Genomic DNA, 12540 nt, shown 5'->3' with positions numbered 1-12540 from the left:
CGAAAAGTGATTGACATTGGTAGAGCGATTCAATACAATTGCATTCAACTGAAACCGTTGAATGCTTTTTTATTTTTTATTTCGGGAGGTTAGAGAGATGAAGAAAGATTTAGATAAATTAACTCCGGAACAATTTGAGGTCACCCAACACGCCGCTACCGAACGACCGTTTACTGGAAAGTATGATAATTTCTTTGAACGGGGTATCTATGTCGACATTGTGTCCGGTGAACCACTATTTTCGAGTCAGGATAAATATGACTCTGGTTGTGGTTGGCCAGCGTTTACGAAACCAATTACCAAGTTAACCATGCATCGTGATCAGTCGCTCGGGATGGAAAGGACGGAAGTTCGCAGCCCTGACGCGGACTCGCATTTAGGTCACGTTTTCACTGACGGACCGGTTGATCAGGGCGGACTACGTTATTGCATTAATTCTGCAGCACTGGATTTTATTCCCTATGACCAATTAGAAGCCCGTGGCTATGGTGAATACCGTCAGCTATTTGACTAAGGGAGGGAAGCAATCATGGCAGAACAATCTGCACAGTTAAAGACAGCAATTTTTGCTGGTGGGTGTTTTTGGTGCATGGTCCAGCCATTCGATTCCTTACCAGGCATTGAAAAGGTTGTGAGTGGTTATACAGGTGGTCATGTTCCTCACCCGACCTATGAAGAGGTGTGTTCTGGTACAACTGGCCATACTGAAGCCGTTGAGATTACCTACGATCCGACTATCATGCCGTACTCTAAGTTACTCGGATATTATTGGCAGGTCACAGACCCGACTGACGCAATGGGACAGTTTCAAGATCGCGGGGATCAGTACCGTCCTGTAATCTATTATCAAGATGAAAAACAAAAGCAGTTAGCTGAAAAATCCAAAGCAGCGCTAGCGGCTAGTGAACGATTTGATCAGCCAATCGTTACTAAAATTGAGCCAGCTCAACCATTTTACCCAGCTGAAGAATATCACCAGGACTTCTATAAAAAAGATCAGTTACACTATGCGATTGAAGAAGCAGGGGGACGGGAGCAGTTTATCAAAGAGCATTGGCAAAAGTGAGTGTTGATTGATTAACACGAATGATAAAAACCACCTTTGGGGGTGGTTTTTATTTGTCTTTGCTAGTTAACGGTGTTAACATAGTCTCAAAAGATATGGTTAACACTGTTAACTAGGAGGAACACATGCCGTCTACGAAGCAAAAAATTATGACAATGACGATTCAACAGATTCGCGAGGTAGGGTATCAACAATTTTCAATGCGGAAATTAGCAAAAGCCTTAGGCTTATCCGCCACAGCGATTTATAAACACTTTGAAGGTAAAGATGCCTTATTTAAACAGGCCACCATTGAACTATCTGCACAATTTGTTCAAGGTTTATCACTAAACCGGAATCGATCACCTGAGGATCAATTGTTACAAATTGCTCAACAATTGTGTGATCAATTTCAATTGGAGCCAAATTTAATGAGTTTTTTATTCTTCAATCCACAGGCGATTAATATTATGCGTCACCCGGTCCAAGATTTTTCATTTTTGAATTTAGTTCGTCAAATTGTCCACGAAGCTAATCATGGCAATTGCAGTGATGAACATTTGTTGATTAAGTTGTGGTCGTTTATTCAGGGATATACTTCGTTGATCATCAATCACATCATCGAATACGATCCCGTACTAGTTGCAGCAGCGTTGACCGAATTAAACTAACGGAAGGAATTACCAATGAACGAACAAATTTTAATTATCTATTGTCATCCGTATGATCATAGCTTTAACCACGCCGTTCTGACGACCGTGGAACATAATTTACAGGAACATCAGCAAAGCTTTCGGACCATTGATTTGTATACCGACAATTTTGATCCACGTTATTCAACCCATGAATTGAGCCTTTATCAGGCTGGTCAAACTGTTGATCCATTAGTCAAGGATTATTTGACGTCCATTCAACGGGCGTCAGCAATTATCTTTATTACACCCGTTTGGTGGAATAGTATCCCGGGAATGTTGAAAGGATTCATTGATAAAGTGATGAAGGAAGGCCCAGGTTTATCCCATACTGTGACGAGGACTGGCATTCACGGTGAGCTTTCCAACATCAAACATTGCTATGTTCTGACAACTTCAACTTCACCAACCTGGTATTTACGGTTGTGGATGGGAAATGCTGTTCAAAAGATTTTTGTTAACAAAACCTTGAGGCAACTTGGCTTTCGCGATCGTCATTGGCAAAACTTTGGTGGCATTACGCATTCAACTGCTCAACGCCGGCAACGTTATTTAAACCGGCTCGTTCACCAACAATTCAAATCTTAATGAGGGGACCACTGATTTAAATTATAACTACTTTGCTTAATATATATTATGTAAAGTAAAATAATTATTTTGACAGGGGCCACTAATCCACGGTATTGTTTAAGCAACGAATTAATTAACTACCGGAGGTAATTTTTATGGCACTTAATACGGTTAATGATCCCCACTTGCAATTAGTGACTGACGATCCAATGGATTTGGAACGGTTGCAAAAGATTGCTAAACAAACCTTTACTGAAACATTTGGTGCTGACAATGACCCAGCCGACCTCAAGGAATTTTTAGATACTAACTATTCAATCAACCAATTACGGGATGAAATCAATGCTGTAGACAGTCGGACGTACTTTTATAACCTCAACGGTCAGATTGCTGGATATTTGAAGCTTAACTGGGATTCATCGCAAACTGAGCCTGATTATCCTGAGGCAATGGAGATTCAACGCATCTATGTTTTACAACGGTTTCAGAAGCTACATATCGGTGGTCGTTTAATGAAAACGGCTTTAGAAGTTGCTGATGAGTTGCATAAGCCGGCTGTTTGGCTGGGCGTTTGGGAAAATAATGACAATGCGCAGGGCTTTTACCACCATTATGGTTTTGAACGCGTTGGTGAACATACTTTTGTCGTCGGGACTGATCGTCAAACGGATTATTTGTTAATGAAAAAGTTAGCTTAATTTATAATAATTTCATATGACCAACATGTCATATGAAATAATAGCCAAGGATCATTACTGATTCTTGGCTATTATTAGTCTCATCTTTTTACTTGCTTTCGTTCCACCACAGTTTGATTAACGCCTGCGTACCATCGTTACCCAATTGCTGATCATCAACCAGTACTTCGTATAACTGTTTGGCTTCTTTGCTTGCTGGCAAGTCAATCTGCATTTCCTCAGCGGTTTCCAAGGCAATGCGGAGGTCCTTGAGAAAGTGCTTGGCGAAGAAGCCTGGTGTGTAGTCTCCTTTAAGAATCCGTGGGCCATATGAATCCAGACTAAAGTTTTCAGCGGCCCCAGCTTGTAGAGTCGCGATGACTTCTGCTAAGTTTAAATCGGCTGCTTTAGCATAAACTAGTGCTTCACACATTCCCGTCATGGTCCCCGCAATCATTATTTGGTTAGCCATTTTAGCATTTTGACCGCTACCGGCGGGGCCAAAGAGCTTGACGGAAGCGGAAAATTCGGCAAAGAGCCCCTTCAGTTGATCCAATACCGCTTGTTGACCACCAACCATCACGGTGAGGGTTCCCTTTTGTGCACCGACATCCCCACCGGAAACTGGTGTATCCAAAACGTGGGCGCCCTTTTGTTGGCCAGCCTTTGCAATCCGTTGGGCTAAGGCTGGTTTACTAGTGGTCATGTCGACCAAGTATTGGCCCGCATGGGCATTTGCAATAATTCCCTGGTCACCAAAGTAGATTTCTTCCACGTCCGTTGGAAAACCAACCATGGTGAAGACCGCATCCGCTTGCTGGGTTAATGCCGCAACAGAGTCGGCCCACCGGGCGCCGTTATCCAGCACTACTTGGGCGTGTGCTTTCGTCCGGTTATAGACTGTGACTTCTTCACCATGGTTGAGGAGATTATTGATAATTCCGGTCCCCATGACCCCGGTACCAATAAAGCCAATTTTCATTTTAACCATCACCTTCATATTATTTGCTGTCTCTATTATATAATAATCTAAAAACTGATGATGCTGGAGGACTCAAATTATGAAACCAGACGTTTACATTAGCAAAAAGCTTTCCTATGCTTTGCGGCACAATCCAGATAAGTACGGACTGCAATTAGACCAGTACGGCTATACCGACCTTTCGCAATTATTGGCTGCTTTTAACCGGGTCCATCACTTTAATCCACCATTGACACAAGCACGGATTGAGCAAGTCATGGCACATGCGAATAAGGAACGGTTCCGAATTAAGGATGGCAAAATCTGTGCACTTTATGGTCATTCCATTCCTGGCATTATCAGTCATCATCAGGCAACACCACCAGCGGTCCTTTATCATGGGACGGCCCGTCGCTTCATGCCAAGCATTAAGAAGTTAGGCCTATTGCCAATGAAACGTCAGTACGTCCACCTTTCCACAGATGTGCCAATGGCCACCGAGGTGGGGCGTCGGCACGATAATCGACCGGTGATTCTTCAAATTAACACGAAGCAGGCTGTTGCGGATGGCATCAAATTCTACGTCGGCAACGGCCGCGTTTGGCTATGTGATGAGCTCCCGCCCCGCTACATTCAATTTCCAAACTAAAATCCGCCAGGAATGTGTTTCCTGACGGATTTTCTCGTTATTCGATTTTATTTAATCCTGCCTTTTGCCGACCGTGGTTGAACCAAGGACTAACCGTAAAGGCGAGAATATCATTAATCACGTAGATTAAACTGTTGATGGCCATTGCCAGGGTGGCGTCACCCTGGGCGTAGGTCACTCCCCACAAAATTAATTGGAAGATCCCTGATGCTAGCCACCAGAAGTACTGGTTGTTGTATCGCATGAAGCACATGATCCCAGCTGTTAAGCTAATGGAGAAACTGATGGCATCAATCCAAGGCCGTGGGTCATTCGTAAACTTGCCAATTAGGTAGCCGGAAATGACGTACACTAACAACGTCCCGATAATTGCAATTGCCCATTGTTTGGCCCCAAATTTCCGCAGGTGGTTCTTGGTATCATCGTTCCACGAATTGATTGCCAAAATTACGGGCAGGTCCAAGGTCGCAATATATGCGACCTGTTCAAAAATTGATAAGTAATTTTTGGCAGCCCAGCCAGCATAAATGAAACATGCGGCACTGATCAAACCCAGCCAACCATTAATGGCTTTGGTGGCATTGATCGCTAAGACACAGAGGGTCCCAAGCAGAGTTCCAATAAAGGTGATAACAGTTACGGTTGTCACCTTAGCCTCAATTAATAGTGCTAATTGGAAGCCAAAGGCGAAAAACCACAACATGTAGTTTTGAATTGGCCACCCCTTTAATTGTCTAAACAACCAAACAAAATAGTTTTCATGAGAATTTCCCATTGATACAAACTCCTTTAATAATTTAGGTTCACGGTCGTTTCAACCGTGCCTTATCCGCCCGCAGGCATCTTGGACAATTCTGTCACTGGTTAACCAGTATAGCATGGATAACTTTAAAAAAGTAACGGAATGTGGTTCATTGATCAATGAGTATGGTTCACGTTATTAAACTTGCTGCCGTTTTTAAAAATTTTTTACTCACGAAAAAATAAACAGCGGACTGATTGACCATTAAATTAATCATGTTGATTTAGCCAAGATATTAATAATTGTTGATATTCTTTCAGGCGTTCGGTAAATACCATGTGCCGACATCCCTGAAAGAGCTGCCACTTGGCGTTTGGAATGTGATCGTACATCGTCTTGGCAACGAGTGGCGTACACAGGTCGTTTGTCCCATCAGTAATCAGGGCCGGGACCGTTAATTGTTCTAATTGATCTGTGTATTCGTAATCCCGTAGATTCCCGATCGGTGTATATTCGTTTGGCCCCCAGGCGGTTTCGTAAGCTACCGTTCCAACCCTCTTCGGCCGGCGGAGGCATTCAGGACTGCTTGATGTCGGGTCTGCTTGAGCATGGAGCTGCATGTAATGATGGTTGGCTGCTAAGTAATCCTTCGTATGGTAATCACCAGTTTGTTCAGCACGGGCGATTGCCGCCTGTTCAGCGGCCGGTAGTTGTTTAATCAAGCGATGTTGTTCACTGCTCCATAACCGGGCCGAAGACAGAGTACTAGCTAAAATCACACTTTTAAGGCCCTGTGGATGATAATCACAACAATAGATGATCGCCAGCATGCCACCCCACGATTGTCCTAACAAATGGAGTTGATCGAGGTGCAGGTACTCACGGAGGTTGATCAATTCTTTGACCCACGTCTCCTGATTGTAATCATTCGGATCAGCAAGGTCAGATGACTTGCCGCACCCCACCTGGTCATACATGATGATTTGTCGCTGATCCTGGGCTGCTAAATCATCAAGGACTTCAAAGTAGTTATGAGTCGATCCAGGCCCACCATGGAGTAATAATAAGGGCGGCTTCTTGCTTTCGTTACCAACGATCCGGTAATAAGTTTGGTATTTACCGAATGGTACATAGCCTTCTTGTATTTGCATATTTGAATCCTTTCGCAGAAAAAACGCCCAGCTCCCGTTCACTGGAGCTAGACGTTGCCGATTAACTTTATTTATTCATTACCGTAGTTCAAATTCAGCTTGAGGGCCCCATTTTCAACCATTTCACCAAGGCACTTCATGGCGAACTTGTAAGCAGCTTGGGCAGTTTTGGCGTTAGCGTCTTGCAATGCCTTTTGTAATTCTGCCCCATCAAGCTTGGCAGCAGCCGGATCAGTTTCCCGCAGAACACGCCGGCCAGCAGCCATGACATTTTGAACCATGTTTTCCAACGTTTGTTGGTAACGCCGTGGGTGACCATCCGCAATCGTTGCCAATAGTTGGTTAACCCAGTAGATATTTTGGATATCAAAGTGCGTTTGCGTATTTTTGTATTCGGCTGGCGTGTCTAACACATTGGTATAGAATGGGGCAACGGCGTTAAAGGCGTTTGGACCAAACGATAACCAGCAAATACCGGCCTCTTTAGCGGGTACATCACTCCGTACTTGTAAGATGTGGACTTCCGCATTCCGTTGGAAGCCAACTGGCCGAAAGGCATTTCGTTGCGCAGCGGTTCCTTTTTCATCGTAAGGGTCATAAGGCGTCCGTTGATAACGAGAACTCAGCGCATACTTGACGTCTTCAACGGTCAATAAGCGTTCTGGCTTTTTCATGAATGGCAGGTCTGGATTGTCTGGTTCTTCGACATCGCTTGGGTTAAAGAGCCGTTGGATGTACCATTCCCGTGGCACGTTGTAACGGAAATCAGAGTCCTTGTGGCTACCAAAAATATGACGGAGGTTATACTTGCCGGTTGGGTCCGTGTTTAAATGATTGTCGTCGATCATTGATTGGAGGTCGGCGGAAGCCATTGTATCTTCAGAATCAAAATCAAAGTTGGTAATACTGAACCAGTTTGGTGCAACCACGTAGGAATCGTCAGGGATTCGTTGAGCAGCCCAATGGTGGCCACCAATCGTTTCCATGTACCAAACTTCGTCCTTATCGCTAAAGGCCACCCCGTTTGATTCATAGGTACCATATTTTTCGAGGTATTGTCCTAATAGTTGGACCCCTTCACGAGCTGAATGAATATATGGCAAAACGATGGTGACGATATCCTCTTCACCAATTCCTTTCTTGACTAAGGGATCAATTCCTAAGACACGGGAATTAGTGGTGATAGTTTCAGTTGCTGACATGGCGGTATTGGCGTCATTAATGCCGGCTTCGCCCCAGATTCCCATCTTCTTTTGTTGGGAAGCAATCCCTGGGACAGCAGAATACCGCATCGGGTTGTCCGGTAACTTAATTTGAACCTTGGAGGTCACGGACGTATAATCCGTTGGTTGATCTTCAGGCTTTACAATGACAAAGTGTTTTTGATTAAAAGTAAAACCGCAGTCTTCGTTCCGCGAAATTAATGTGGAACCATCTGCAGTGGCTTTCTTACCTGCTAAAATCGTTGTACAAGGCATTCAAATTTCCCCTTTCAATATTGTCAACATTTTAACATCTACCCTTATTTTACCCCTTTCATGGCTCAAACGAACAGCAAAATCATTAGTTTTGTCGTTTATTCCGATAATAGTAAACAAATATCCCACAAGTTTTAACTGTTATCAATGACTTTACATAATGCAATATGGTTAAACCAAAACAAAACTATCCCCACTACCCTAATAATGGTAAAATAAACCCATTACGCAACTGAATGGAGGAATCTTACTAATGTTGTACAATGCGGCTTTGGTTCTTGAAGGTGGCGCAATGCGTGGGCAATACTCCACTGGCATTACGGATGCGTTCTTGGCCCACCACATCGAATTTCGCAGTGTCATCGGGGTTTCTGCGGGTGCGCTCTGTGGTGTTCAATACGTAGCAAAACAGTACGGGCGGATGGTCCACGTGAACACTCATTATCGGAAAGATAAGGATTACATTTCTTTTCGTCACCTCTTTAAACACCAGGATATCTTAAACCTGGATTTCCTATTTCAAGACCATGGTTGGGACTGGCATAATCTCGACGAGCGTGCTTATCAACGGTCTGCCTCTAATTTTACGATCGTGGCTACGCAAGTTTCCTCTGGACGAACAGTGACCTTTGAGAAGCCAACTGGCCAAGAACTAGAAGATGACCTCAAGGCTTCGTGTTCTATGCCCTTTATTATGGAACCACAAATGACTTCCAAGGGGGCCTGTTTAGATGGTGGGGTCGCTGATTCGATTCCTTACGATGTGGCCCAGGCTCAAGGTTATGACAAGATTGTGATCGTGCGGACGCGCCCCCGTGATTATCGAAAGAAACCAAGCTCGCGGTTAGTTAGACAGGTTTATCATCGTACTTTCAAGGACGCGCCCCGCTTTGCTGAAGTGGGTATTCAACGTCCTGAGATGTACAATCGGCAGGTTGAAATGGTTAATAAAATGACTGATCAAGGAAAGTGGTTTACTTTCTCGCCAGAAAATATGGTCAAAGTGGGCCGGCTCGAAAATAATACTGATAAATTAGCTGAACTATACCATCAGGGTCAACAGCAAGCTGAAGAATTATTGCCACTTTTGACAGATTATTTAGCAAAGTGAGGAATGCAGCATGAATAAAGTAGTCTTCGTGGGTGCGAAGCGAACCGCCATCGGTAAACTGGGTGGTCAATTGGCGACCAAGACTGCTGTTGAGCTGGGAGCAGCAGTCATTAAAGCGAGTCTAGAGCAATCTCAGGTGTCAGTGCAGGACGTTGAGGAAATCTTCATGGGCAACGTGCTAACGGCTGGGGAAGGTCAAAACCCGGCACGCCAAGCCGCTCTAAAGGCCGGAATTGACCAAATCGTTCCCGCCACAACGATCAATGATGTTTGTGGTTCTGGAATGCAAGCGATTCGGTTTGCAGCCCAACAGATTCTGTTAGGAGAAGCGCAGGTTGTCGTGGCTGGCGGGATGGAAAGTATGTCGAACGCCCCCTATTTGATACCGAAAGGCCGGTTTGGTTACCGCTTTGGTGATGGTCAATTGATTGATTCATTGCTGGAAGATGGGCTTAAGGATGCCTATGGTGGTTATCCAATGGGTGAAACGACGGAAAAGCTGCTCGACTGCTACCCAGAAAGCCGTAAAGCCATTGACCAATTTGCCTTGCGAAGTCAGGAAAAGGCCCTGACCGCGCGTGCTGCGGGTCGGTTTGAAGACGAAATTGCCCCGGTTCGAGTGACTGATCGCCATCACCAGGCGACCCTGGTTAAGGACGATGAGCCGATTCGGGAGACTTCCATGGAACTGTTGAGCAAGCTAAAGCCAGTCTTTCGCTCAGATGGTCGGGTCACGGCTGGTAATGCGTCAGGAATTAATGATGGTGCAGCGGCCGTGGTGATGACTTCTGAGCAGTATGCCCAAGATCATCATTTACCAATCATTGGTTATTGGGGCGGGAACACCACGGTTGGGGTTGATCCATCCATTATGGGAATTGGTCCCTATTACGCGATGCAAAAGCTGTTTGCCAAGTACGAAATCACCCAGGATGATGTTGACCTGTTTGAACTGAACGAAGCTTTTGCGGCCCAATCATTGATTGTGATTCATCGTCTGGGGTTGGACATGGCAAAAGTGAACGTGAATGGTGGTGCGGTGGCCCTTGGCCATCCACTAGGTGCTTCGGGTGCGCGGATTATTGTCACCCTGTTATATGAGATGCAACGGCGTCATGTTCAAACCGGCGTGGCTAGTTTATGTATTGGCGGTGGCATGGGTGCCGCAACGTTAATTACCCGGAAATAATCATTCAATAACGAATAAACGGTGGCTAACCCCTTTCTTACTTGGTTTAGTCACCGTTTTAATTATAGAATTTTGCTAATTTGTGCTAAGTTTTGAATTTCCTGGTATGGTTGTTCCCGTGGATTGCCTAGGTATCCCTCGCGATGCACCCAAATTTTTCGCCAGCCCAGCTTGGTGCAAGGAACAATGTCCCACCAGTAACCATTAGCAATGTAGATATGATTGGAGTTGTCAAAACCATATTTTTGTTGAGCGGCTTTGAAGGAATGCAAATCCAGTTTATAGCAATGCACATCATCTGCCAGGATAACGTCATCGATCAAACCAGCGAATTGTTCAAGGCTTTTTCGCATCAGATTGTGACTGGTATTGGACATCAACACTAATTGCCAGCCCTGATCTTTGAGGTAACGGAGGCAAGGTAAATTTGTCGCGCATGCGCTCCTGACAAACCATGCTTTTCAGCATAATTTTCAATAAAGTCGTACACTCCGTTGGTATTCAGTAAGGTGCCCATAACAATCGAAAGTTAATATTTTGTCAGCCATTTGACTTTCTCCAGATTAGTTCTTAAAGCTGTGAACGGGTGCTGGAATGGTCCCGCCACGTTCAATTAGCCGTTTACTTTCAGCAGGATTGACAGCCATAATTGGCGCGTGGCCGAGCAGCCCCCCAAACTCGACGGTGTCCCCAACAGTTTTGCCAGGAACAGGGATCACCCGGACGGCGGTGGTCTTGCTGTTGATCATCCCAATGGCAGCCTCATCAGCGATCATTGCACTAATAGTCTCTTTTGGTGTGTTACCAGGGACAGCAATCATGTCTAGCCCCACTGAACAAACCGCCGTCATTGCTTCTAATTTAGCAATATTGAGGGTACCGTCTTCGACACTCTTGATCATTCCAGCGTCTTCAGAAACGGGGATGAAGGCCCCTGACAATCCACCAACGTGACTGCAGGCCATCAGGCCACCTTTTTTGACCGCATCATTTAACATGGCCAAAGCAGCGGTAGTCCCATGAGTACCGACTTGGGAAACCCCAATTTCTTCTAACACTTCAGCAACGGAGTCACCAGCGGCTGCAGTCGGTGCTAACGATAAGTCGACAATCCCAAAGGGAGTCTTTAATGCATCGGCAGCTAAGCTACCGACTAATTGGCCCATCCGCGTGACCTTAAAGGCGGTTTTCTTGATGGTTTCAGCAACCACGTCCATTGGTTGTCCCTTCACCTTTTCCAGAGCGTTCTTAACTACTCCAGGACCAGAAACCCCCACATTGATAACAGTGTCGGGCTCGCTGACCCCGTGGAAGCCCCCGGCCATGAAAGGATTATCTTCGACCGCGTTACAGAAAATCACCAATTTGGCATTATTCATGTAATCCCGGTTGGCAGCATCCACCACGACCGCCCCCATTTGGGCCACGGCGTCCATATTAATGCCGCTCTTGGTCGAACCGACATTCACGGAGGCACACACATAGTCCGTTTCCGTTAAGGCTTCCGGTAAGGAATTAATGAGGATTCGGTCACCTTCCTGGTAGCCTTTTTGCGCTAAAGCGGTAAACCCACCAATGAAGTCGATTCCGATGGCCTTGGCAGCCCGATCCAAAGTTTGCGCATACTTTACATAATTATTATCATGTGAAGCAGCGGCAATTAACGAAATTGGGGTCACCGTCACCCGTTTGTTGGCAATGGGAATTCCATATTCAGCTTCAATCTGTTGACCTACTTGGACTAGTTTGCCAGCTTTTTGGGTAATTTTATCGTAAATCTTTTGGCAGGCCCGGTCACTATCACTGTCAATGCAGTCAAGTAACGAAATTCCCATCGTGATGGTTCGCACATCCAAGTTTTCGTTACTAATCATTTGCAGAGTTTCATAAATCTGTTCTGAATTCATGACGGTCTGGCCCTCCTAGTCTAGATTGTGCATGGCGTCATAGATTTTGGCATTCCGTACTGTAATTTCAACCCCTAGTTTCTTGCCGAGTGAACTAAAGGCCTCATTTAATTCACGGTTATTCATGCCAGTTGGGACGTTTATCGCCATCATCATGACGAAATTACCCTGCATAATGGTCTGGGAAACGTCCAGGATATTAATGTTGTTCTTGGCTAAGAGCGCACTAACTTCTGCGATAATCCCAACCTTGTCTTCACCGAGTACAGTTAAAATGGACTTCATCTTTCATTCTCCTCGCTTTCAATTTTGTTTCATTCTATCATATCTCAGCCGTGCGGGAGCTTAAAAAAGCCCTAAATTAATAA

The 12540-nt window shown here is 45.1% G+C and carries 14 protein-coding genes and 1 pseudogene; 8 read left to right on the top strand and 7 right to left on the bottom strand.

Annotation, left to right across the window (positions count from 1 at the left end):
* Nucleotides 1–97 precede the first annotated feature (97 nt).
* From msrB to NFR43_RS04010, 5 genes are all read left to right on the top strand, one after another.
* Nucleotides 98–514, top strand: coding sequence for a peptide-methionine (R)-S-oxide reductase MsrB (gene msrB / locus NFR43_RS04030; protein ID WP_251546687.1), 417 nt, complete (start codon nucleotides 98–100; stop codon nucleotides 512–514).
* 15 nt (nucleotides 515–529) lie between these two features.
* Nucleotides 530–1066 carry a peptide-methionine (S)-S-oxide reductase MsrA gene (gene msrA / locus NFR43_RS04025; RefSeq protein WP_251546686.1) on the top strand — a complete coding sequence of 179 codons (537 nt, stop codon included), beginning with the start codon at nucleotides 530–532 and terminating at the stop codon, nucleotides 1064–1066.
* Between the two features lie 125 nt (nucleotides 1067–1191).
* Nucleotides 1192–1716, top strand: a complete 525-nt coding sequence (locus NFR43_RS04020) for a TetR/AcrR family transcriptional regulator (RefSeq protein ID WP_251546685.1) — start codon at nucleotides 1192–1194, stop codon at nucleotides 1714–1716.
* Between the two features lie 15 nt (nucleotides 1717–1731).
* Entirely contained in the window at nucleotides 1732–2325 is a 594-nt protein-coding gene (locus NFR43_RS04015) for an NAD(P)H-dependent oxidoreductase (RefSeq protein ID WP_251546682.1), read from the top strand.
* 137 nt (nucleotides 2326–2462) lie between these two features.
* Nucleotides 2463–3005, top strand: a complete 543-nt coding sequence (locus NFR43_RS04010; protein ID WP_251546680.1) for a GNAT family N-acetyltransferase — start codon at nucleotides 2463–2465, stop codon at nucleotides 3003–3005.
* A gap of 88 nt (nucleotides 3006–3093) precedes the next feature.
* Here NFR43_RS04010 and NFR43_RS04005 read toward each other — a convergent pair whose 3' ends face one another.
* Nucleotides 3094–3966: an NAD(P)-dependent oxidoreductase gene (locus NFR43_RS04005; protein WP_251546678.1), complete on the bottom strand. Its 873-nt coding sequence runs from the start codon at nucleotides 3964–3966 to the stop codon at nucleotides 3094–3096.
* Between the two features lie 79 nt (nucleotides 3967–4045).
* Between NFR43_RS04005 and NFR43_RS04000 the strand changes: the two genes are divergently transcribed.
* A complete protein-coding gene (locus NFR43_RS04000) occupies nucleotides 4046–4594 on the top strand; it encodes an RNA 2'-phosphotransferase (RefSeq protein ID WP_251546676.1) in 549 nt (182 codons plus the stop codon).
* A 37-nt stretch (nucleotides 4595–4631) separates the two neighbouring features.
* Here NFR43_RS04000 and pnuC read toward each other — a convergent pair whose 3' ends face one another.
* The 3 genes from pnuC to NFR43_RS03985 all read right to left on the bottom strand — a co-directional run bounded on the left by pnuC (nucleotide 4632) and on the right by NFR43_RS03985 (nucleotide 7965).
* The gene (pnuC, locus tag NFR43_RS03995; RefSeq protein WP_251546674.1) at nucleotides 4632–5369 is read right to left on the bottom strand and encodes a nicotinamide riboside transporter PnuC; all 738 of its coding nucleotides are present in this window, start codon (nucleotides 5367–5369) and stop codon (nucleotides 4632–4634) included.
* A 236-nt stretch (nucleotides 5370–5605) separates the two neighbouring features.
* Complete coding sequence (gene pepI / locus NFR43_RS03990; protein ID WP_251546672.1) at nucleotides 5606–6487, bottom strand: proline iminopeptidase; 882 nt, start codon at nucleotides 6485–6487, stop codon at nucleotides 5606–5608.
* Between the two features lie 71 nt (nucleotides 6488–6558).
* Complete coding sequence (locus NFR43_RS03985) at nucleotides 6559–7965, bottom strand: C69 family dipeptidase (protein WP_251546670.1); 1407 nt, start codon at nucleotides 7963–7965, stop codon at nucleotides 6559–6561.
* A 253-nt stretch (nucleotides 7966–8218) separates the two neighbouring features.
* Here NFR43_RS03985 and NFR43_RS03980 point away from each other — a divergent pair, with 253 nt between their 5' ends.
* Both NFR43_RS03980 and NFR43_RS03975 read left to right on the top strand, forming a co-directional pair.
* Entirely contained in the window at nucleotides 8219–9076 is an 858-nt protein-coding gene (locus NFR43_RS03980; RefSeq protein WP_251546668.1) for a patatin-like phospholipase family protein, read from the top strand.
* A gap of 10 nt (nucleotides 9077–9086) precedes the next feature.
* On the top strand, nucleotides 9087–10265 hold the full coding sequence (locus NFR43_RS03975) for an acetyl-CoA C-acetyltransferase (protein WP_251546666.1): 1179 nt from the start codon (nucleotides 9087–9089) through the stop codon (nucleotides 10263–10265).
* A gap of 62 nt (nucleotides 10266–10327) precedes the next feature.
* On the opposite strand, the pseudogene NFR43_RS03970 reads toward NFR43_RS03975, so the two are convergent.
* The 3 genes and pseudogenes from NFR43_RS03970 to NFR43_RS03960 form a co-directional block, all read right to left on the bottom strand.
* A pseudogene (locus NFR43_RS03970) lies at nucleotides 10328–10675 on the bottom strand (HAD family hydrolase); the annotation flags it as partial.
* A gap of 153 nt (nucleotides 10676–10828) precedes the next feature.
* The gene (locus NFR43_RS03965) at nucleotides 10829–12172 is read right to left on the bottom strand and encodes a PFL family protein (RefSeq protein ID WP_251546664.1); all 1344 of its coding nucleotides are present in this window, start codon (nucleotides 12170–12172) and stop codon (nucleotides 10829–10831) included.
* Nucleotides 12173–12187: 15 nt separating this feature from the next.
* Complete coding sequence (locus tag NFR43_RS03960) at nucleotides 12188–12457, bottom strand: ACT domain-containing protein (RefSeq protein WP_251546662.1); 270 nt, start codon at nucleotides 12455–12457, stop codon at nucleotides 12188–12190.
* Nucleotides 12458–12540: the final 83 nt, after the last annotated feature.

Source organism: Limosilactobacillus caecicola (assembly GCF_943192935.1).
Lineage (GTDB): Bacteria > Bacillota > Bacilli > Lactobacillales > Lactobacillaceae > Limosilactobacillus > Limosilactobacillus caecicola.
Note: the sequence above shows the minus strand (reverse complement) of the source record. Positions and strands in the feature narration are given on the sequence as shown.